Origin of the sequence: Pseudoalteromonas sp. SG44-1, assembly GCF_014164315.1 — a bacterium.
Classification (GTDB): domain Bacteria; phylum Pseudomonadota; class Gammaproteobacteria; order Enterobacterales; family Alteromonadaceae; genus Pseudoalteromonas; species Pseudoalteromonas rhizosphaerae.
Genome location: NZ_JACJEW010000042.1, coordinates 15,456 through 38,868, shown reverse-complemented (window position 1 = coordinate 38,868; position 23,413 = coordinate 15,456). Strand labels below are relative to the sequence as shown.

The following is a 23,413-nucleotide window of genomic DNA, read 5'->3' as shown; positions in this document are numbered from 1 at the left end:
GCTTACCGCTTACCGCTTACCGCTTACCGCTTACCGCTTACCGCTTCAATCCCTATTAAACTGCAGCTCACATAATTTTTGATAAAGTGGATTACTCGCTAGCAATTGTTGATGAGTACCTGTTGCGATTATCTCTCCGTGCTCCATTACCACAATAACATCTGCATGTTTTACTGTGGCGAGGCGGTGGGCAATGATAAGCGTAGTACGGTTTTGCATTAAATGTTCAAGCGCAGCTTGTACATAATGCTCACTTTGCGCATCTAAAGCGCTGGTTGCTTCATCGAGTAACAGTATTTCTGGGTCTTTTAATATCGCTCTTGCTAATACAATTCGTTGTTTTTGGCCGCCTGATAAGCGCACCCCTTGCTCGCCTAAAAAGCTCTCGTAGCCGTTAGGTAATTGTGCAATAAATTCATCCGCGTGAGCATGCTTAGCGGCAGCATATACTTGTTCGTCGCTTGCATCTGGGTTGCCATAACGAATGTTATGCATCACATCAGAGCTAAATAAAATCGGGTTTTGTGCCACCATGCCCATGCTGTTTCTGAGTGTATTAAGGGATAGATCTTTGATATTAATATCATGAAACTTAATGTCGCCACCAGCAGGGTCATAAAAGCGTTGTAGTAATTCAAATAACGTGGTTTTACCAGCACCTGACGGACCAACGATTGCTACTGTTTGGCCTTGTTCAATCGTTAATGAAATAGTTTTTAAGGCGCTCACATCAGGACGAGATGGATAATTAAAGGTTACTTTATCAAGACTAATGGCTGGAGCGTTAGAGTTGTTATTTAATAACTGATCTTGTGGTACTGTAGGGTTCGTGATCTCACTTTTAACCGCGAGCAGTTCAAGTAACCGCGCCGCAGCGCCCGCTGCACGTTGTAGCTCGCCATACACCTCCGCAACGGTTGCTACCGACATCGCGACCATAATGGCGTAAAACACAAATGCACCTAACTCACCGCCAGTCATTGTGCCTGCCAGTACATCACTGCCACCTACCCAGAGCATCACGCTAATTGCGCTAAAGGTCAAAAATATTACTGCAGCAATTAAAAATGAGCGCTGTTTAATACGGCTTTTCGCAACGTTAAAGGCTTTTTCGGTCTCTAGTGCAAAAGCGTGTTGTTCGCGTTGTTCGTGGCTATAGCTTTGCACTACTTTAATATTTTGAATTATTTCTCCCGCATAAGTGCTGATATCGGCAATCGCATCTTGGCTGGAGCTGGCAAGTTTGCGTACTTTTTTACCAAAAATCATCATGGGTACTAACACCAGCGGCACACAGGCAACTACAACTAAAGTGAGTTTTAAGTTAGTAAATAACAACATGGCTAAACCACCGACTAGCATCAGAGCGCTGCGCAGTGCCATTGAAAATGACGAGCCAATGATTGATTGCAACAAAGTGGTGTCGGTTGTTAAGCGCGACATTAATTCGCCACTGCGGTTTTCTTCAAAGTAACTCGGGTGCAGGGTGACTATGCGATCAAATACCGCTTTACGAATATCATTACTGACGCGCTCACCAATCCATGACATTAAATAAAAACGGCTGAATGTTCCTATGGCTAATAAGCTGATCAAGCCAATTAGCACGATTATGGCTTGTTTTAATTGTTCTTGAGAGCCCGCAATAAAGCCGTGATCAATAACAAATTTAACTCCTTGGCCCAATGATAAATTAACCCCGGCAGTAACAAGTAATGCTGCAAGAGCTGCAAAAACCACCCATTTATACGGCTTAATAAACTGAAAAATAGGAATTAAACTACTAAAAGCAGCTTTGTCTTTTTGCTCGGTTTTACTATTGCTCATAGTGGATTCTTTTAGATGAATAGGGTATAGATATGGTTACTTAAATCATAATTTCAATAACTAACTAAGGGACTAACCATGACAACTGAAAAAGTAACGGGCGAATTTAACGTTAAACTCAATCCTATTGAAGGTTATGCAAAGGGCATTGATGGCGTAAACCTGGGTCGTATGTCGATTGATAAAACGTTTACAGGTGAGCTTGATGCAACCAGCACTGGCGAAATGCTCAGTGCCATGACCGCAACTCAAGGCAGTGCCGGTTATGTGGCAATTGAACAAGTAGTTGGCACACTTGCAGGTCTTCAAGGCAGCTTTGTGCTGCAACATTTTGGCACTATGGATAAAGGCCAAGATTCATTAATTTTAAACGTGGTGCCAGATTCTGGCAGTAATGAACTTGCAGGCCTTAGCGGAAAAATGGCAATTCGCATCGAAGCAGGTATACACATTTATGATTTTGAGTATCAATTATAAGCGATACAGCCATGCAGAAAATAATTGAGTTTAAAAAGCAGCGTGGCTTTTTTAGAGGCGGTATTGATATTGACGCACTTAATGAGCGAATTTATCAATTAAACCAAGATGGCTGGAAAGTAATAAATGTTAGCGCCTCTACAGGATTATACGGCCAAGTTTATGCATACATCTTACTTATTGAAAATGAAGAACTATAAGGAATATAAATGACGTTATCACTGTGGCTAAGCTTAGTCGCCATTTGTATGATGGGTGCAATGTCTCCTGGGCCAAGTTTGGCTGTGGTGTTAAAACACAGCATTCATGGCAGTATGAAGAACGGCATGTTGGCAGCGCTGAGTCATGGTGTTGGCGTCGGTTTTTATGCTGCAGCATCGTTACTTGGTCTCGGTGCACTAATGTTGCAATTTCCTACTGTGTATCAAGTGTTAGTTTACTTAGGTGCAGCGTACTTGGCATATTTAGGGGTTAAAATCTTATTAGCCAAACCAAGTAATAGTGAGTTAAAAGTGGCTCAGCAAAGTGGCAGTGCAAAACAAGCCTTGCAAGACGGCTTTGCTATTGCGTTTCTAAATCCTAAATTAGCGGTATTCTTTTTAGCCCTGTTTTCACAGTTTATAGATCCTGCCAATCTCAGCTTTAAGGTCGGTTTGATTATGTGCTTAACGGTTTTTACTATTGATACTGGCTGGTATCTGATTGTTGCAGCATTGACAGAGCTTTCAAAGAAGCGCTTTGCTTTTACTAAATCATCCCCATGGTTTGATAAAATATTAGCGGTGATTTTTATTGGTCTAGCAATAAGGGTGGTGCTAATGGTGTAGTTTATTAAACTTAACTAATCCTTACTACTTCCCTTTAAAGCTGTTTTTAGCAATTTCTAATTCACCTGTGTAATAGTGGCTTATGACTGAGTTATTCCGTTAGTCAGTCGATTTATTTTACGTTATCTACATGATCGCAGCACTTCTAAACTAAGTTCCTCACCTTGCTAGCTATTGACCTTACTGCTGCATACGTATTCATCACACTTATTTTACTTTTTAGTTACACTTTATTGGTTTTATTTTATCCACAATTTCAAAACAAACAGCACACAATTATAAAATCAATAGGGTAGAAAGCTCATGGGGAAATTCAAACTAAGTGCGTTAATGCTCGCAATGTTTGCAGCCAGCAGTGTATTAGCTGCGGTTGAAAGTGACGCGCAAAGTACCGTAAAAAAACCACAACTAGAAGAAGATCTTGAAGTCATTGAAGTGCGTGGCTTTAGTCGTAGTTTAATCCAATCACTTAATCAAAAACGCTTTACTGATATGGTATCTGAGCAGTTATCGGCGGATGACTTAGGTGCTTTGCCTGATGTATCTATGGCTGATGCGCTCACTCGGTTACCGGGGATCTCAGCGGTACGAACCGGCGGGCAAGCGGCAGAAATCAACATTCGCGGTATGTCCGGTGGATTTGTATTTTCAACTTTAAATGGCCGTGAACAGGTATCAACTAGTGGCAGCCGTAGTATTGAGTTTGACCAATATCCGTCTGAATTGATCAGCTCAGCAGCCGTGTATAAATCACCAAAAGCATCGCTTATCGAAGGTGGTGTTGCTGGTACGGTAGAACTGCAAACAGCTAGCCCGCTTGATAATGATCAGCAACATAAGTTTGTGGTTAACGCTAGAGGTATGTACAACGACCGAGCGTCAGAGGTGAACGATGCCACTGAGTTTGGCGACCGCATTAGTTTTTCCTATCAAGGTAAATATCTTGACGATACTTTAGGTGTCGCACTTGGTTATGCACGGTTATTTCAACCCAGCGTAGCAACACAGTTTATTGGCCTTGCCTATAACGATAATAAAGACGTTGATGGTGTTGCAAATGATACTAATGGCCCCGAACTTAAACCTGAAAATGAGTATATCAGCGAAGGTTTTGAGCTTCAGCATTTAGGTGGAGAAGAAACCCGTAACGGTTATATGGCGGCGATTGAATGGGCACCGGTGGATAATTTTAAATTAAAAGGGGACGTGTTTTTATCACGCTTTGATACTGAGTCATTTGCCCGTGGGTTACGAGTGAAATTAGGTGGCCCAACGGCCACTTATACAAACGCTCAGCTAGAGGGAAATTCAGTAGTTGGTGCCTCTGTTAATCGTACTTCAAAAGGCTACACTCGCGTTGAAATTGTCAATGATGATAACCAAGACTTTGATGAAGTAGATAGCTACGGTGTTAACGCCGATTGGCAAGTGACAGAACGTTTAAACGTTAATGTTGATGTGTCGCTGTCACGGGCTAAAAGTAACTTTCGCAATGGCTTATTGTGGGCGTTGGTTGCCGAAGACGCCTCAGCCGAAGAACCTGTGTTAGATAAAAACGTATCAATAAACTACCAACTTAATGGTTTAAATTTACCTGATGTAGGCTTTAATCAAGCGGCTGCATTTAGCGATATCGACCGAGTAATGGTTAGTAAATACGGTATTTACCCTTATCAAAATGAAGATGAAGTAAGCGCTTATCGTCTTGATTTTAAATACGAGCTGAATAACAGCTGGTTTAGCTCTGTTGAATTTGGCGCGCGTTATTCAGATCGCGAATACAGCAATAACCGCTCAGTGTTTGAATACGGTAATGATGGTGATTTTTCAGTGAGTGAGCCGCCACTGCGTTTAACCAATGACATGGTAAATGTCGTTGACTGGGAAGGTGACTTTAGTTATTTCCCATCATATTTGGCGATTGATTTAGACAAAGCGCTTAATGCTTGGTTTCCTGAAGGCGCACCAGAGCCAGTTAAAACTTGGGGTAATGCAGATGGGGTAGTTGACTCGCAAGGTTACACCACTAACTACTCATGGACCATGCTACAAAGTGGCTCAGTGTATGAAGAAGTGCTTTCAGCCTACGCCATGCTTAATATTAATACTGAAATTGGTACTATGCCAGTACTGGGTAATATTGGTATTCGCCGTGTTGATACCGACCAATCGGCCACTATTTTAGAAAATGTTAATGGCGATTTATCACTCGGTGCACAAAACATTACCGACAGTATCGGCATCATAAATAAAAATTATTTACCTAATGTACTTGGCACAACTTATACCGATTATCTGCCATCCCTTAATTTAAACTTTCAGCTAACGGATAATACGCAATTACGCTTTGCGGCGGCTAAAGTAATGTCGCGCCCACCGATTAATCGCCTAGCGGGGGACGCCAGTGCGCAGGCTGATAAAACCAGCGGCAAAATTAACGGCTCAAGTACCAATAATCCATTCTTAAAACCATTTTATGCCGACCAATACGATATCTCTTACGAGCATTATTTTGATGAGTCAGATGGTGCGCTAGTGATCGCAGGTTTTTATAAAAACATCGATTCGTTTATCGATACCATCGCCATTGAAGGGTTTGACTTTAAAGGTAATGGTTTTAACGTCCCTGACTATATAGAAAATCCAGTCAGTGGTGAGCAAGTTGCCACAACTAACGGCACTTACACAACGGCGGTAAATAACGCCAATGGCGGTTATATTCGCGGTATTGAACTTGCCTACACGCAAGTATTTTCGTTTTTACCCGCGCCGTTTGATGGCCTTGGGTTTAACGGTAGCTATTCATACACCGAGAGCGAAGTTGAATCTATCACCAGCTTAGGTGGTGAAACGGTTACACAAGGTTTACCTGGTTTGTCTAAAAACGTGTTAAACGGCACTTTATTTTACAGCTTAGATAATTTTGAAACCCGCCTTAATGTGCGTTACCGCTCAGACTTTGTTTCAGAGCAAGTGGCGATCAATGAGCAAGTGGTTAATTTTGATGCCGAGACCGTGGTCGATTTTCAAACCTCTTATCAATTTACAGACTCATTTGGCATGTTGCTACAGGTTAATAATCTTACTGATGAACCAACCCAAAGTTACTTTGGCAATGAAAACATCACCGGTACTACCCAGTACTTTGGTCGTCAGGTTTATTTAGGTTTTACCTATAGCCACTAATAGCAAATTGGAGCATAAATAATGAATAAAATAACTAAATTGACTCATTTGCTATTAGCAGTGAGCTTAACACTACTGTTTGGCTGTGGAGGCTCAGGCAGTAGCGATGTAAAAGCAGGCCAAGCCTTATTGACTTGTGATGTACCGCAAGTCCCTAATGCAGCAGGCACTCAATGTGTTGCTCCTGAGCCTATCTCTTGTGACGCACCGCTGTTTCCAGATGCAAATAATGAAAGCTGTACCAGTGGCTATAACCCCGACTTACCAGACCCAGTGGTATTCGCCGGGGAAAATGAAGCCGTATTATTTTATAAACGTGATAAGAATGAAGGGTACGAAGGCTATCGTTTACACTCTTGGAATACCGACGGCTGTGATGCTTACGCGCCGCCGTTTGATGCCACCGATTGGGCTAATGGCCATGAATATAATGGTGTCGATCCAAACTATGGAGCTTATTGGATTGTCGCGCTAAAAGACGGTTATACCGAGTGCGCTAATTTTATTATTCATATTGGCACAGAAGGTTCAGGTAAAGCCCATGGTGATGTGGATTTAACCATGCCACTGATGCAGGACGACGAGCGTTTTGTACGTATGAACTTTACCTTTGATGGTGAGCCAACAGTATTTGAATACCCAGTAGAAGCGCTTGGCGAACGCCCGGTTGCAATTGACGGTGCATCAGCACACTGGATTGATTTAAATACTGTGCTGTATAAGCCAAGCAATGAGCTTACGCAGATTATTAAGCTGCATTCATCAGCTGCTGCCGATTTGGTTGTTGATGTTGATACTGGCTTAAATGGTGAAACCGTTGAATTAATGGCAACGAGTTTAACCGATGCACAAGCAGCGAAAGTACCGCACTTAACAGATTGGACTGCCTATCAAGGTAATTGGGATGCCGCTACTGCAAAACAACTTATAAAACAACAGCTCGTTGTAGCGGGCTACGATGCAGAAGGCAAGCTACTTGAAGCAAGTTTTGTGCAAACCGCCAAAGCCCTTGATGCACTTTACACCCAAGGTGAAAACGACGCAAATGAAGCCATGCTAGGCGTGCATTATAATAACAATGCAATTGATGTTTCAGTATGGGCACCAACCGCTAGCAATATGATGCTTAATGTATTTGACGCCGATAAAGCACAAGTACATAGCACTGCCATGACGTTAGACAGCAATACAGGTATTTGGTCAGTGAGTTTAGACAGCAAATACGACCGTCATTATTACCGCTATGCGTTTGATGTTTACCACCCTACTACTCAAGCGATTGAAAGTTTATGGAGTACCGATCCTTACTCACTGAATGTATCAAGCAATGGCCTGTATTCGCAGTTGATCAACTTAAATGATGACGATACCAAACCACAAGGCTGGGATGAGCGCAGTGTACCAACAATTACCAACCCGGAAGATGCCATTATCTATGAAGGTCATGTACGTGATTTTAGTATTCGCGATACGTCAGTAAGCGCAGCAAACCAAGGTAAATATTTAGCATTTACTGAGCTTGAAAGCATCCCTATGCAGCACCTTAAGCAACTAGCTGACAAAGGTTTAACGCATTTTCACTTACTCCCTGTAACAGACATTGGCACCATTGAAGAAGATGCGGATAAGCGCGTTGAAATCATTGACACCCTTGGTAAGTTATGTGAGCGAATAGACGATGCCGCCGATGCTTGTAAAATCGAAAATAAAAACAGTATCATTGCTGATTTAATGCAAAGCTACTTTCCGGGTTCTGATGATGCTCAAGCACTTGCCAGCGCGATGCGTGATTTAGACGGTTTTAACTGGGGTTACGACCCGCATCACTTTATTGCCCCAGAAGGTTCGTATGCATCAAGCAGTGAAGGGGTTGCCCGGGTTAAAGAGACACGCGCCATGGTACAGTCACTTCAAGAGATCGGCCTTCGCGTGGTTCTTGATGTGGTATACAACCATACAACGTCATCAGGCATTTGGGAAAAATCAGTGTTTGATAAACTCGTACCGGGTTATTACCACAGATACAGCGAAGTAACGGGCGATATCGAGCGTTCAACCTGTTGTGAAAACACCGCGACTGAACATGTAATGATGGATAAATTTGTTAGCGATTCACTAGTCATACTTGCTCGCGACTTTGGCTACGATAGCTTTCGCTTTGATGTTATGGGGCACATGCCTAAATCATCAATTTTAGCAGCGCGTGAAGCGGTGCAAGCTGTTGACCCTGACAACTACTTTTATGGCGAAGGCTGGGATTTTGGTGAAGTCGCTAATAACCGATTGTTCACTCAAGCTAAGCAAGCTGATATGGCAGGCTCTGAAGTTGGCACATTCAATGACCGCATCCGTGAAGCTGTGCGCGGTGGGGCTATGTTTAGCAATAACCCGACCGATGGTAATTTAGCAGACCAAGATACTCTGCGTTTATCACTGGCGGGTAATTTACAAAACTATATCCTGAAAGACTTTAAAGGTAATTCGGCAAAAGGTAATAGCTTTAGCTGGAATACGCAGCCGACGGTTTATGCTTTAGACCCTGCTGACAGCATTAACTACGTATCAAAGCACGATAACGAAACCTTATGGGATCAACTGCAATATAAACATGCAACAAGTATGAGTATTGAGCAACGAGTGCGTGCGCATAATATGGCATTAGCAATTCCGTTAGTAAGCCAAGGTATCCCGTTTATGCAACTTGGGGCTGATTTACTACGCTCAAAATCAATGGATCGTGATAGCTACAATGCAGGGGATTGGTTTAATGCGGTAGATTTAACGAAAGAAAATAATAATTGGAATATTGGTTTACCTAATGCTGAGAAAAACCAACAGAAATGGCCTGAAATCATTAAGCTCTCAGGTAATCCACAAGCTGCTGCACAGCCGCAAGATATAGCTTACGCAGGGGATGTGTTCCAAGAGTTTTTAGCTATTCGTAGTAGCAGCCCATTATTTAGATTAACCACAGAGCAAGATGTTATTGACCGTGTAGGTTTTCACAATGTTGGTAAAAACCAGCAACATGGTTTGATTGTAATGAGCATTGATGACGGTCAAGGTTTTGCAGATTTAGATAACCAAGTTGACGCGCTCGTAGTAGTAATTAATGCAACTGAGCAAGCGCTTTCACATACAGTACCAACCGCTGCTGGGTTTGAATTACATCCAATACTTAAAAACAGCACCGATAGCAGTATGTTTGGAGTGAGTTTTACTGCCAGTGAAACCGACGGTACATTTACAGTCCCAGCTTATACAATCGCGGTATTTGTAAAACCACAAGGCGAGAACCAAGGTGTAGGCTTAAGTGCGAATGCAACAGTGGGCGCGCCAGACGTAGTGCCTTTTGGCAGCACCACAGTATATGTGCGAGGTAGTTTAAATGATTGGGGCACAGCTGACAGCTTTGAGTATATGGGCAATAGTGAATACCGTATCGCTATTACTTTAACTGCGGGAGATTATGAATTTAAAATTGCCTCTGAAGATTGGTCGAGTGTGGATTTTGGCGCGCTGTCTGATGCTGATAAAGCAGTGTTGGAAAATCAAACCGAGCCTTTAATGCGCAGTGGCGCGAATATGACCTTTAATGCCGCAATTGATGCAACTTATGTATTCTCGTTTGATGCCAGCGATAAAGACAATCCAACGCTGAGAATTTATAACGAAGAACGATTCGTTGGCACGCCTGTATTTGTTCGTGGCAGCTTAAATGAATGGGGCACCAGTGATGAGTTAATCTATCAAGGTAAAGGCGTTTATACCTTTACTAAAATACTCAGTGTAGGCAGTTATGAATTTAAAATTGCTTCTGAAGATTGGGATACCGTTGATTATGGTTCCGGTGAAGCGGATGCAATCGTAACCGTTGCCGAAGATAAGTTATTAGCTGTTAAAGGCGCTAATATGACGATGGATGTTGCAACCGAGGGCGAATATCAGTTCATTTTTGATGCCAGTGATTTGAATGCACCCACGCTGAGTGTATTTAATGCGCAAATGTTTGCAGACACTCAAGTTTACTTACGTGGCAGCTTAAATGGCTGGGGTACCGACAACCCCCTAATCTATCAAGGGAATGCTATTTATAGTACATCACTTGATTTAGATGCCGGTGATTATGAGTTTAAAATAGCCTCTGAAGATTGGAACACTGTGGACTACGGCGGGGTAGGCGATGCACCAATAGTTAATATTAACGAGATAATGTTGCTTGAAGTGATAGGTGGCAATATAGCGCTGAGTATTACCGAATCAGGTAATTATACGTTTAAAGTGATTGGCCCAGATAAGGACAATATGAACCTACTTATTACTAAACAGTAGTGATTATATTTTCCTAGGCTTAAGCTGAGCATAACCCTGTATGCTCGGCTTTTTTAGTGCCTACTTATTTAAAATTTCATTAAAAGGCTTAACCTGAACTCGGGTGAATGTTTTTAATGCACTGATTTTAAGCATTTTTATTTAACTTAAATTGTTTACGGCTATACATAAATAGCATGATGCCAGGAATGTATAAAATAACAGATAGCAGCAGCGTGTTTAGCCCCGCAGCATATACTAACCATAGTCCATAAATACTGGCACCAAAGCCCATCAGCTTAATAGCAACAGAAAGCTTTTTTGCAAAGACTACTTTTACCATGTAAGCGGCCACTAAAAAGTAAGGCACTAATATCATGGACGTAGAAACAAGAACTAAGGTGTTATAGCTTTTACCAGTAAATAAAATAAGCACTAAGCAAAGCTGAACAGTTAGGCTGGTTAAGGTCAGTGATGCAATAGATGTCCCATTGCTATTTTGTTGCTTAAATATGTTAGGAAATGCGCCATATTTGGCTGCGCTGTTAGGTACTTCTGCAGCATAAATAATCCAACTTAAATAAGAGGCTAATACAGACACAATAAGTCCCGCGCTAATAATAACTTTACCACTGGTCCCTGTTATCATTGCCATAATACCTGCCATTGAAGGGTTACTAAGCTCTGTAATATTGGCCTGACTCATTAACCCAAATGCCAACATAGTGATGGCTATATATAAAATTAGCGCAGCAATCACGCCTATAAATGTGGCAAGGCCTATGTCTTTACGGTTTTTAGCTCGAGCCGAAAGAACTGCCGCACCTTCAATGCCAGTAAACACCCATAAAGTAATTAGCATAGTGTTTTTTACTTGTTCAATAAAATCAGTTTTCACGCTGACATTACTTTGATTTGCTTTAAATATTGCGGGGTCAAAGTACGCGTAAGCAAAGCCTATAAATAATAATAAGGGTATCACTTTAGCTATGGTGCCAAGTAGGTTTACAAAAGAGGCTTGCTTAATGCCTCTAACAATAATGAAATGCACAGCCCATAAAATAATAGATTCACCGATAAAGGCTGCAAAAGTATTACCATCGCCAAATAGAGTGCGTTCTGGGGTATCAATAAATGCACCTAAAGCAGCAAACGCCACAACTAAATAACCAACAACACCAATGGTGGCACACAGCCAATAGCCCCATGCAGATAAAAATCCAGCAAGCTCGCCAAAACCTTCTCGGGCATAAATATAAATACCGCCATCAAGTTCAGGTTTAGCGCGAGAGAGTTGCAAAAAACATCCAGCAAGTAGCAAAATACCAACACCAGTAATAAGCCAGCCAACTAACACTGCATTTACGCCCGCAACTTCAGCCATATTTTGTGGCAAACTAAATATACCCGCACCCACCATGGCGCTAAATACCAGCGCGGTTAGCGCTACTAATCCAATTTTATTTTCTTTCATTTGACTGCTTATACTGTGTTAATTACTAACCTTTTAAAGGCGCAAAGTGATGGTTTAATTGGGCTATATGCTCAGGTCCAATACCACAGCAACCTCCAATTAGGGTGGCGCCTTGTTGATGCCACTTTTTAGCCCACTCTAGATATGAAAGAGGGGTTAGATCTTCTCGTACTTCATCTAAACCTTCGTTAGCCATAGCTTCTTTAGTTTGTGGTGCAAATGCATTCGCATACGCACCTATTTGTACGTGCTCTGCCTGCAGGTCTTTTAAAACATCTAAGGTTACGGTTAAAGCATGCTCAATAACCTCTGGTTGGCAGCAGTTAAATAAAATGCCCGTTACCTTTGCATTTAGCATGGCAGTTACTGCATCTTTTACAGATTCTCCTGAGCGCAGAGTTGCTTGATTACTTGGTTGTTCATCTTCAAGGGTAAAAGCAACCCATACCGGTTTTTGGTTGTTGCAGATCTGGTTAATTAACGTGTTTATATCTAGCGCTTCTTGAATAAGGCTTTGCGTTTCTATTAGCCATAAATCAGCATAAGGCGCTAAACCTTCGATTAAAGGCGTTGCGATACGACTAAGTTGATCAGCTTGGTATAAATCTGGACGATAAGAGCCAAACATAGGTGGTAAACTGGCTGCGATTTTAGTTCCTATATTATTTTGTATTACAGCGTCTTTTGCGGCTTGGCCAGCTGTTGCAGCAAGTGATTTGGCTGATTGTGCAAAGCGCTCTTCGCCAATGTGAAAAGGTACTAACGCATAGCTATTTGTGGTAATAATATTGGCACCACTTTGAATAAAGTTACTGTGTGCTTGGGTTACTTTTTCAGGCGCCTCTATTATGGCAAGCGCAGACCACTCAGGCTGTTGAAAGGGAGCGCCAATGCGGGTGAGCTCTCGGCTCATGCCGCCATCAAGTAAAGTTAAGGTGTGAGTTGTCATTGCGCTTCCTCTGTATGAGATAATCTTGTTGTGGATGTTTAGACGTCTATAAATCCGATTGCGAGAATATAGAACACACGACCTGTTTAAACAACCCTTTGTGTTAATCTTTTAGGTTTATTGGCAATACTTCGTAATAGGGTAACAATTTAGCTAAATTGCATTCAACTCAGTGATCACGTAATTTAAATGTTTAATCAAATTAAGAGTAAGCTATGAGTACCCCTATTTTAAAAAGTGCTAAATTCGACTCTAAAGTAAAATCATACTGGGTAGTGCTTGGAGTTATCACTTGTGTATTGTGTTTGGTGGGAATTCCATTTATCCCATTCGTCGCTTTCATTATCTGGCTGGTGGCAGGGCGAATATTGGCAGCTATGTCAGCTAACTTATTAGAGCGAAAGCTAGTTGTTAAGCGCGGTGTATTTTTCAAAGAAGAAAAATCCATCCCACTTGAAAAAATAACTGACGTCGGGTTAAGCCAAGGTCCACTGATGCGCTTGTTTGGTTTGTACCGCTTGAGTTTTGAAACCGCAGGTCAGTCTGGTCATGGCGCATTAGTATCGTTACTTGGGGTAGTTGATGCCAGTGAGTTTCGCGAGGCAATCTTAACTCAAAAAGATAATCTAACCGCACAGCAGTCAACTACAAAATCGGCTGATCATGAACCACAAAGCCAAGTTGAGCTAATACGCGCACTTACTTACAGTGTGAAAAATATTGAACAAATGTTAGTGACAATGCTGGATGATAAAAAGTGAGAACAGCTTTATATTATACTGTGTTGTTTAGGTTGTTCTCCCCCCACATTACAGTGCCTCTTAACCTCTTTGTGAATAAATCACGTAAAGATTTTTTGTACAAAAACCGTGACTATTAAGCAAATAAGTCATTATTTTTTGGGTGTGATAACGTAAGGCCAATATCTGAACTTTTTCATTAACAGCAAGGGCCTTCTTTTGTTTTAACCCTCCCAAAGTGTCTTATGCTATTAGCTCAAATTATCTCTAAACCTCTTGCCTTGTACCTTTTATGGGTGTAATTTAAAGCGGTTTTATCTGAAAAGGATGCAGCTTTATTAGGGGTCAAAGTAGTTGATTTCTAATAGGACTCTAATTTTGTAGCATATATTTGTGCTACACAAACACATGGAGAGAAGTTAAATGGCTAGTAAAGAGTCAACCGCAGTGATTTGGATGTTGTCAGATTCATTTATCTTAAGTGTGATGTTACTAATCGGTGGTTTTTTAGGTAAAGCTATCAGCCCATTCCAAGTTGTCTTTTTGGTTAATGTAATTGCAGCTTGTGCGGCCATTATATTATTCTCGAAAGGCAAATGGGAAAATATCAAACCCCAAAAAATGAAGCTACATATTTTCAGAGGACTGCTTGGTGTTAGTTCAACAATATGTTTGTTTTATGCTCTGCAATATCTAAGTTTAGCGGAAGTAACCGCGATTAACTTTTTTGTGCCACTTATAACGTCCATTTTGTCGGTGTTTATCTTTAGAGAAAAACCAAAAGCCTATGTCTATATCGCTATTATTTTGAATTTAGCTGGAGTGATGATGCTGCTTTCTCCAAAACTAATGGCGAGCCAAGTAACGCAGCAAAACCTCTATCTAGGATTGATCTTTGCACTGTCAGCGGTAGCTATTTTAGTCATTTATAATATTAATTTAAAGAAAATAGGCAATGCAGAGAAAGTTGTGCCTCAAATGGTTTTTGCTCCCCTCTATTCGGCGATTATCTTATTACCCGTCGCTATTTTTGTGTGGAAACCTTTAGGTACAAATAGTGCTCTACTAATTATGCTATATGGTGGGCTCCTTATTACTAAACTTGCAGCACGTTTTTTCGCTTTTAATAAAAGTGACTTATCTAAGCTAATGCCGCTTGAATATGCGCAAATTCTATTTTCTAGTATTTTGGGCTACATTTTTCTTCAACAAACTCAAACTTTATTGGGTATCGCAGGCATTGTATTGATCGTGCTATCAAGTATCGCTCATGTTTTATTCATGCACTTTGAGAGGAATAGCGACACTAAGAATATGAAAGGAATTACCAATGATTAAAGTCGTAACGCAAAAATTCCGGCGATCAAGTGATCGCCGGGCTGTTTTAATCTTTCATCTAAAGCTTTTTCCTAGCACCTAGAATCTTTACCCTTGTATTACTGGCTGACCTGCTAGCATACGTAGTTCTTTACTGCGCTCGGTTTGCATTTCGTATGAAGCGGTTTTAATGCTGCTCACGTAATTCCACTTAGCGGTGGCTTGCTCTGGGGTAAAAGTAACGGTTAAGTAGCCACGATCTACGAGGTTGTTATAGATTAAATCATTAACCAATAATGGGATTACTTGCTCCATTTGTGCGGTTGCTTCTGGCCCTTGCGTATTCAGTGCTAGATATTCTTCAAGACCAGGCGAAGACACAGAAGAGGTAGCAAATTCTACACCGGCATTTTGTGACGCTGCAATTGGGTTTGCAGCATCAGTAACTAATTGCCCAGCCCAACCGTTATGAGTATCACCCGCTAAAACCACTAAGTTCTTTTGTGCGGCAATGGCAGTACCAAGCAGCACTTCACGTTCGTAGGCGTAACCATCCCATGCATCTAAATTGTATGGTGCAGTAGTATCAACTCGGGCACGTTCGACATCAGTAACACTTGGATCGCCTGCAAGCACACGGCCTTTGATTTGTGCAAGTTCAGCAAATAATGCCGATGCTTGTGCTAATAATGCATTTGTGTCGCCGCCATTTGCTTGACTTATTTGTAAGCTCACTAGTAGTTGCAGTACTTCAAACGGCAAATGCATTTTGGTCATCAGTACTTGTTGGCCAAGTACCTGCCATTTTGAGTTTGATGTTGTCATGCCATCAGTGAGCCATGTTAGCTGCTCATTGCCAAGTAATGCGCGCGATGGTGAGCTTAGTGCGTTTGCAAAATCACTTTGTCCTTGTGCACTGGTTAGGTCAAAATCAGCATAGTTTAGCTGTTCATCACGGGCGAGTACACGCGTGTCTAGCATGTATAAAGAGACTAAATTACCAAACTCAAAGCGACGGTAAATTCGTTCTTTATCTGCTACATTACGAATTGGCATCCATTCAAAATAGGCCTGTAGGGCATGTAGCTTACGTTCGCTAAATTCACCTTCGCCTTCATTATGGTTTTCTGCGCCATTTCGCCATGTGTCATTGGTAATTTCGTGGTCATCCCACACAGTAATAAATGCACAGTTACTATGCGCAGCTTGTAAGTTTGAATCAGTACGATAGTGGGCATAGCGGTTACGGTAATCAGCTAAGCTAATTATTTCGTCACTGTTATCTTCTGGCAGTAAACGGCCTAAAATACCAGCATCTTCAGTAGCGTAGCCATCATTGCCGTATTCATAGATGTAATCACCTAAATGCAATACAGCGTCTATGTCTGTTTGCTTGGCTATTTCACCATACACATGGAAAAAGCCTGCGGGGTAGTTGGCACACGATATAACAGCAAATTTCACTTTATCAATGCTGCCTGTTGGTAGTGTTTTACCTGCACCAATAGGTGAGGTTTTGCCATTCGATTTAAAGCGATAATAGTAAGTGGTGTTGGCGTTTAAGCCTTGTAAGTCGACTTTTAGGGTGAAGTCTGTAGCTGCACTTATATGTGTTTCACCATTGTGGCTGATATTAGCAAAGTTAGGGTCGGTTGCTGCTTGCCATTGTACTTTAATGCTGGTGGTTGTTGGATCTAGAGGGGTTACACGAGTCCACAGAATTAGGCTGTCAGCTAATGGATCACCACTGGCAACACCATGAGCAAAGCTTACGTCAAGAATGTCGTCATCTTCATCATCAAACCGACAAGCTGTTAATCCTAATGATAAAACGGCGACACCAAATCCTGCCGCCGAGGCTTTTAAAAAATTTCTTCGTGTAAACGTCATTGCTCTGTACCGCTAAATTTAAAAGTAAGAGCTTATCCGACCAGTATGACTTTTATGTGAAGCTGTTATGCCAATTGCATTAAAATACTTGGCAAACCTGTTCTGCATGACAGGTAATAACGGTGACGTTTTCATAACCAACGCGGGTAAGTGCTTCAGCGCTTAATGTTGCGCGTGCGCCACTGGCGCAGTGTAAGTAAATTGGCCGAGCTGGGTCTTTTTCGATTTCCATTAACTTCATTTCTAGTAAACCTCGGGGAATATTAATTGCGCCGATAGCTGCTTTTGCCGCATGTTCGGCGGGTTCACGTACGTCAATTAATAGCCCTTTGTTGCCAGCAATTTCTTGCTTGGCCTGTGTAGCCTCAATGCGGCGTTGATTTGGCGTAATTATTTTCATTAGATCTGGGATTGAAGTAAGCATGTTATTCCTCGAAACCTAGTTTTTTTAAAAGAGTGATCATCGGGCACCATTTACTAAATGCTGATTGAATTAAGTTTAGAGCAATAAACACTGTAAACCAAATCCACAATGGATCATGAAATTGCTGTAGTAACAATGATATGCAAATCATTACACCTGCTATCAAGCGAAGAGCATCGTTTAGTTTCACGGTTAACCTTAGTAATAGTGACTGTTACTATTTAATATATTAGATAAAGCTACATTAGTAAATTATAATATTAGACTTTTCTAATATAGCTAACTATAATCTGCTGTACTTTGAATATAAGAGTGGAACTATGACTATCGACTTTGCAGCTATGGCTAATAACGTAGAGCATGCTGAGCAGCTATTAAAAATTTTAGCAAATAAAAACCGTTTAATGATTTTGTGCTCTTTGCAGGGGCGTGAAATGAGTGTTTCTGAATTAAATGCGGCTGTACCACTTGCACAGTCTGCTTTATCGCAGCATTTGGCTGCACTACGAAAAGCAAATATTGTTAGTACTCGTCGCGAAAGCCAGACCATCTATTATCGGGTGATTAACGACAACGCACAGGCTATGTTAGCCACGCTCTATGGTTTATTTTGTAAGGAATAACCAAATGGATAAGCTCGACAGTGCAGTAAAAAATAGTCTTAACGGGCGTATTCCTATCATTATTTTTGTAATGGCTGTGTTGCTTGGCATTATGGCGCTGCAGCAAACTCCCCGTGAAGAAGAACCGCAAATAGTGGTGCCGATGCTGGATATTTATGTCTCAGCTCCTAACATTGAAGCTCCCGAAGTGGCAAGGCTGGTCACGCAACCACTCGAGAAGTTATTGGCGCAATTACGCGGTGTTGAGCATATTTATTCAACCACACAAAGTAATGGCACAGTGGTGACATTGCGCTTTACTGTGGGTCATGATCGTGAACAAGCAATCCTCGATACTTACGCCAAACTATATAGTTATCAACATACCATGGCGTCAGTTATTAGCTCATGGCAGGTGCGCCCGGTCGAAGTAAATGACGTGCCGATTGTGATGCTAGGCTTATTTAGTAAAGATCCTAAATTATATAACGACTATGAGTTAACCCGTTTTGCTAACGAAATTGCGAATAGTTTACAGCGCATAGAAAACACCAGTGAAGTTAAAGTGATTGCTGGGCGCAAACGCACTTTAACGGTCAATTTAGATGCGACGGCCCTAGCAGCTCATCAAACTACGCTCAGCGATGTTTATTATGCACTGAGTGTATCTAATCAATTATCTCAGGTTGGCAGTGTTGTTAATGCAGAGCAACAAATCATGCTACAAGCTGGTGATGTGTTACGAACAAAAGCCGCGATTGAGCAGCTTGTTGTAAATGTTATTAACGGCAAAAGTGTTTATTTAAAAGATATTGCAAAAGTACTCGATGGACCAAGTGAGCCTGAAAATTATCAGTGGCTAGCGCAATCTGATACCACACAAGAGCATCCTTTAGTCACCTTAAGTGTTGCTAAAAAAGCGGGCACAAATGCAGTCGCAGTCGCAAATGATGTACACGCGATGATGGCTGATTTAAAAACTAATTTTTTACCTTCGCAAATAGATTACACAATACTTAGAGATTACGGGCAAACCGCTAACGAAAAAGTGAATAACTTAACCTCAAGCTTAGTGTTTGCGGTATTTACCGTAGTGATTTTTGTTGGCGTGTTCTTAGGCTGGCGACCCGCTATCGTTGTTGGTTTAGCTGTGCCAATTTGTTATGGCATAACCTTAAGCCTCGATTTTGCGTTTGGTTACACCATCAACCGAGTAACGTTATTTGCATTGATATTATCACTGGGCTTGCTGGTGGATGATCCGATAACGGGCATTGATAATATTAGCCGTTTTTTACAAAACAAAGGCAATAAAAAACAACAGATTGTCGCTGCAATGAGCGAAATACGTGGTGCATTATTAATGTCGACACTGACCATCATGGTGGCTTTTATTCCTTTGGCTTATATCACTGGCATGATGGGCCCATATATGGCACCAATGGCATTTAATGTGCCTGTAAGCGTGATGGTCTCAACCATTGTGGCATTCTTTGTAACTCCTTGGCTTGCCATGAAGTTATTAAAAGAACCGGTTGTTGAGCACAATGATTTAACTTCCCCTAAAGTAGCTATTTATGAACGCTTATTAACGCCTTTACTGGCCAGTAAAGGGCGCGCAAAACTGATTTTATGGGCAACCTTAGGATTATTTATTATCAGTGCATTGCTGCCCGTGATGCGAATTGTGCCGCTGAAGTTATTGCCGTTTGATAATAAAAATGAACTACAAGTACTGATAGATATGCCCGAGGGGACGAATCTGGAGCAAACAACACTGACCGCTCGTAAAGTACAAGCAATAACATGGCAGCTTAGTGAAGTAAGTGAAATAGCTGCGTATGTAGGGCAACCATCAAGCATGGATTTTAATGGTATGGTGCGCGGTTATTATCGCCGTGAGGCCGCTAATTTAGCTGAGCTTAGAGTATTACTATTAGACAAAGCGCAGCGCGAGCAACAGTCTCATGGTGTCGTGATGCGTTTACGTAAACAGCTTGAGCCATTGGGCGTTAATGGCATTGTGATAAAAGTGGTTGAAGTTCCACCCGGGCCGCCAGTATTTAGCACCTTAGTGGCTGAAGTGTATCGTGATCCGTTTGTTGATACGCAAACCCACCATCAAGCGGCTCAACAAGTTGCACAACGACTGAAGCAAGAGCCCCATGTAGTTGAAGTTGATACAAGTATTGCAGCCACGGCTCCGATGCAGCGCTTTATTACCGATAAAGCCAAGGCGGCTTTGTCGGCGGTATCAACACAAGATATTGCCAATACATTAGCGATTGCATCTGCGGGTAAAAATGTGGGCGTAATGTATGTCAGTGGTGAAACGCAGCCCGTTGATATCAAAATGCAATTACCATATCAGCAGCGAAACCAATTAGCGCAACTGCTTGCTATACAAATCAGAGGTGATAGAGAGCTGGCAAAATCAACTAATGAGTTTGGTTTAACTAGTGCGCCACGACCGTTGGTGGCTTTATCTGAGCTGGGTGAATTTCATAACCTAAATGTCGCAAAACCGATTATGCGTAAAGACCAACGCGAGGTTGTATACGTGATGGCAGAGCTTAATGGCCGTACTCCTGCAGAAATCATTGCGGACGTAAACGCTGATTTAAATGTAAGTAGCGATGATTTTGAGCAAACAAATTGGTTAGCCCGCAGCTTTTTTAATAACGGTGGAACTCAGGCTTGGCAATTACCACAAGGCACGCATGTAACGTTTAGTGGTGAAGGTGAATGGCGGATCACAATTGATGTGTTTAGAGATATGGGAATTGCGTTTGCTTTTGCGTTAACCGCCATTTTTATTATTTTACGAATACAAACGCAATCTGCCAGTTTATCGCTGATTATTATGTCGGCTATTCCACTTACTGTGATTGGTATTATGCCGGGTTTTTGGTTATTAAATCAGTTTGGTGAGCGCTCCATAGCCGGTGCTCCAGAGCCTGTGCTATTCACCGCAACAGCGATGATCGGCATGATAGCACTTGCTGGTATTGTGGTGCGTAACTCGCTTATTTTAGTTGAGTTTATTAATCAAGCTCGCGGGCAAGGGATGGCAATAAAAGCGGCATTGATTGCCGCAGGCACAACGCGGATGCGGCCAGTATTACTGACTGCTGGCACAACTTTATTAGGCAACTTAGTGATTACGTTAGACCCCGTATTTAGTGGTCTTGCTATCGCTATTATTTTTGGCATTGTGGCATCAACATTGTTTTCGTTGTTTGTGGTGCCGCTAGTTTATTATTTAGTGTTTGCGAACACACAAACAACCGAGGATGAAGCTCATGCAAGGTAAATCAAAACTGTTCGGCTCAATCATTGCGTTGCTAGTGATTATTGTTGCTGTGCTTTATATGGCAGGCAGCTTTTCAAATAAACAAGCCGCAGGAAATAAACCCGTATTAGCAACGACATATGAGGGAAAAGTCGCTACCGTTGAGCGGACGGCGATCAAGCGCAGTGAAGATGTTCCCGGTACTGTGATTGCAAAACAAAACACGCAAATTTCGTCACGAGTGATGGCACAAGTGGAACGTTTAAATGTACGTGCTGGTGATAGTGTTGTGCAAGGCGATGTTCTCATTACTTTGCAGCAAGACGATTTTAAAGCGCAATTGGCACAAAGTGATGCGCAAATAAAAGCCATTCAAGCGTCACTTACACAAGCTGATAAACAGCTTAAGCGCGTAACTGACTTATATTCACAAGGGTTGGTATCGGTTAGTGATAATGATGAGGCAAAAGCGAAATTTGATAACTTAACCGCAAGCTTAGCTGTTGCCAAGCAACAGCAAACCCAAGCACAAGTCGCACTTGAATTTACCCGTATAAAAGCGCCCATTTCTGGAGTTGTTGTAGAGCGGTTAGTTGAACCAGGTGATACCGCAGTGCCTGGTTCACCTTTATTGGCACTTTATAATCCACAACAATTACAGCTTGAATTTAATGTACGAGAACGTCAGGCAATTAGCCTCACACTGGGTCAAAGCTTAACGGTCAGTTTGCCTTCACTTAATATAACCGCTGTTGCGGTGGTGAGTGAAATTGTTCCGATTGCCGATAGTGCTGCACGTAGTATGTTAATTCGTTTAGAGTTGCCAACACAATCAAACTTGATGCCTGGTTTATATGCACAGCTTCACTTGCCACTGGATACCGAGCAAGGAATTTTAATTGAGCCAAGTTGGGTGCATGAGTACGGTCAATTAGCCATGGTATATGTTATTAACGAGCAAAAGATTGAGCGCCGCTTTGTTCGTTTAGGGGAGGTGATTAATGCTAAACAGCATATTATCGCCGGGCTTAACGCCGGCGACACATTAGCGGTGGATTTTAAACCTAAATGAAGGTCGCAACTTCATCGAGTGATTTTTTCACCAAGGCATGATTAGGCACAGTAGCATCATCACTTGGGTAACCGACAATGAGCAGCATATAGGGGCGTTCGTTGTCTTTGTCGCGGCCACAAATGTCGGTTAAAAAGCTCATTGGTTTAGGTGTGTGAGTTAGTGTTGCAAGCCCTGCGCGATGTAATGCTTGAATTAAAAAGCCGGTGGCAATACCGACTGACTCATGCACATAGTAGTTGGTGTTTTTATCATCAGTATTTAAGCCGCCTTTCTTTTGGCTGAATACGGCAATTAGCCAAGGTGCATGCTCTAAATAAGGTTTGCTGGCATCAGTGCCTAATGGCTTTAGAGCATCTAACCACTCTTCACCAGCGCGGCCTTCATAAAATGAGCGTTCTAATTTCTCGGCTGCTTCACGAATTTGCTTTTTCACATCACTACTATTAATTGCTACAAAATGCCACGGTTGGTGGTTTGCACCACTTGGTGCTGTAGCTGCCGCTTTAATGCAGGTTTGAATAATATCTTTTGGCACTGGGCGGTCGCTAAAACTACGAATTGTATGACGACGCTGGCTGGTCGTTAAAAACTCATTAGCGCGTTCTAGCATCTGTTCATGTGGATATTCAATAAAGTCTGTAAGTGGTTGGTGGTCATGTTGCTGCATGGCTTTTCGCTTCTTATTAAATGTTGATAACTATTTTTATACCCAGTAGCGAGATTGGGTGCAAGTAATATCTACTTTACAGTCATGTTATTTCCTAAAATAATGATTATTAATTGCACGTTGTATTCACAGATTGTTCAGCTATATTTGCATACAGTATAGTTCGAAATTAAGAATGCATGGGTAGCTAAAAACAAAGCAACATTATTACAAGCACATGCTTTGAATACTCAGCCGAGCATACCGGCAGTCATTATTTAGACATTCAAAAATCATTAGTGCAGGCAGATTTTGTCGATAACTTAGTTATATAAAGTTATCGCTAGTGCAAGCTGATGATGAAAATAACTACCGC

The 23,413-nt window shown here is 41.8% G+C and carries 17 protein-coding genes; 10 read left to right on the top strand and 7 right to left on the bottom strand.

All coding sequences use genetic code 11. The features are described 5' to 3' along the window. Positions 1-45: 45 nt before the first annotated feature. A complete protein-coding gene (locus tag H5187_RS17295; RefSeq protein ID WP_182785084.1) occupies positions 46-1,827 on the bottom strand; it encodes an ABC transporter transmembrane domain-containing protein in 1,782 nt (593 codons plus the stop codon). A 78-nt stretch (positions 1,828-1,905) separates the two neighbouring features. On the opposite strand from H5187_RS17295, the gene H5187_RS17290 reads away from it, so the two are divergent. The 5 genes from H5187_RS17290 (at position 1,906) to H5187_RS17270 (ending at position 10,649) form a co-directional block, all read left to right on the top strand. Continuing rightward, a complete protein-coding gene (locus H5187_RS17290; protein ID WP_145241975.1) occupies positions 1,906-2,304 on the top strand; it encodes a DUF3224 domain-containing protein in 399 nt (132 codons plus the stop codon). A gap of 11 nt (positions 2,305-2,315) precedes the next feature. Next, positions 2,316-2,504, top strand: a complete 189-nt coding sequence (locus H5187_RS17285) for a hypothetical protein (protein WP_145241973.1) — start codon at positions 2,316-2,318, stop codon at positions 2,502-2,504. 9 nt (positions 2,505-2,513) lie between these two features. Next, a complete protein-coding gene (locus H5187_RS17280) occupies positions 2,514-3,131 on the top strand; it encodes a LysE family translocator (protein WP_145241971.1) in 618 nt (205 codons plus the stop codon). Positions 3,132-3,434: 303 nt separating this feature from the next. Beyond that, positions 3,435-6,317, top strand: a complete 2,883-nt coding sequence (locus tag H5187_RS17275) for a TonB-dependent receptor (RefSeq protein WP_182798093.1) — start codon at positions 3,435-3,437, stop codon at positions 6,315-6,317. A gap of 21 nt (positions 6,318-6,338) precedes the next feature. Continuing rightward, on the top strand, positions 6,339-10,649 hold the full coding sequence (locus H5187_RS17270; RefSeq protein WP_182798092.1) for an alpha-1,6-glucosidase domain-containing protein: 4,311 nt from the start codon (positions 6,339-6,341) through the stop codon (positions 10,647-10,649). 127 nt (positions 10,650-10,776) lie between these two features. Here H5187_RS17270 and H5187_RS17265 read toward each other — a convergent pair whose 3' ends face one another. Further along, positions 10,777-12,102: a basic amino acid/polyamine antiporter gene (locus H5187_RS17265; protein ID WP_182798091.1), complete on the bottom strand. Its 1,326-nt coding sequence runs from the start codon at positions 12,100-12,102 to the stop codon at positions 10,777-10,779. A 25-nt stretch (positions 12,103-12,127) separates the two neighbouring features. After that, complete coding sequence (locus tag H5187_RS17260) at positions 12,128-13,051, bottom strand: homocysteine S-methyltransferase family protein (RefSeq protein ID WP_182798090.1); 924 nt, start codon at positions 13,049-13,051, stop codon at positions 12,128-12,130. A gap of 215 nt (positions 13,052-13,266) precedes the next feature. Between H5187_RS17260 and H5187_RS17255 the strand changes: the two genes are divergently transcribed. Both H5187_RS17255 and H5187_RS17250 read left to right on the top strand, forming a co-directional pair. After that, entirely contained in the window at positions 13,267-13,812 is a 546-nt protein-coding gene (locus H5187_RS17255; protein ID WP_182719217.1) for a PH domain-containing protein, read from the top strand. Between the two features lie 426 nt (positions 13,813-14,238). Beyond that, a complete protein-coding gene (locus H5187_RS17250; RefSeq protein WP_182798089.1) occupies positions 14,239-15,129 on the top strand; it encodes a DMT family transporter in 891 nt (296 codons plus the stop codon). Between the two features lie 87 nt (positions 15,130-15,216). Here H5187_RS17250 and H5187_RS17245 read toward each other — a convergent pair whose 3' ends face one another. From H5187_RS17245 to H5187_RS17235, 3 genes are all read right to left on the bottom strand, one after another. After that, positions 15,217-16,998, bottom strand: coding sequence for an alkaline phosphatase (locus H5187_RS17245; protein WP_182785089.1), 1,782 nt, complete (start codon positions 16,996-16,998; stop codon positions 15,217-15,219). 79 nt (positions 16,999-17,077) lie between these two features. After that, the gene (locus H5187_RS17240) at positions 17,078-17,422 is read right to left on the bottom strand and encodes a rhodanese-like domain-containing protein (protein ID WP_182762006.1); all 345 of its coding nucleotides are present in this window, start codon (positions 17,420-17,422) and stop codon (positions 17,078-17,080) included. A 1-nt stretch (position 17,423) separates the two neighbouring features. Beyond that, positions 17,424-17,612, bottom strand: a complete 189-nt coding sequence (locus H5187_RS17235) for a DUF2892 domain-containing protein (protein ID WP_149983085.1) — start codon at positions 17,610-17,612, stop codon at positions 17,424-17,426. A 130-nt stretch (positions 17,613-17,742) separates the two neighbouring features. On the opposite strand from H5187_RS17235, the gene H5187_RS17230 reads away from it, so the two are divergent. From H5187_RS17230 to H5187_RS17220, 3 genes are read left to right on the top strand one after another with little or no spacing between them, the layout of a single operon-like run. Continuing rightward, the gene (locus H5187_RS17230) at positions 17,743-18,045 is read left to right on the top strand and encodes a metalloregulator ArsR/SmtB family transcription factor (protein ID WP_149983086.1); all 303 of its coding nucleotides are present in this window, start codon (positions 17,743-17,745) and stop codon (positions 18,043-18,045) included. A gap of 4 nt (positions 18,046-18,049) precedes the next feature. Next, positions 18,050-21,337 (top strand): efflux RND transporter permease subunit, encoded by a 3,288-nt coding sequence (locus H5187_RS17225; protein ID WP_182798088.1) that lies wholly within the window; start codon positions 18,050-18,052, stop codon positions 21,335-21,337. Continuing rightward, entirely contained in the window at positions 21,327-22,388 is a 1,062-nt protein-coding gene (locus tag H5187_RS17220) for an efflux RND transporter periplasmic adaptor subunit (RefSeq protein ID WP_182762001.1), read from the top strand. Before H5187_RS17225 ends, H5187_RS17220 begins: the two co-directional genes overlap by 11 nt. On the opposite strand, the gene H5187_RS17215 is transcribed toward H5187_RS17220, so the two are convergent. Next, positions 22,381-23,058, bottom strand: a complete 678-nt coding sequence (locus H5187_RS17215; protein ID WP_182798087.1) for a nitroreductase family protein — start codon at positions 23,056-23,058, stop codon at positions 22,381-22,383. The two genes, H5187_RS17220 and H5187_RS17215, sit on opposite strands and share 8 nt — an antisense overlap. Between the last annotated feature and the right edge of the window lie 355 nt (positions 23,059-23,413).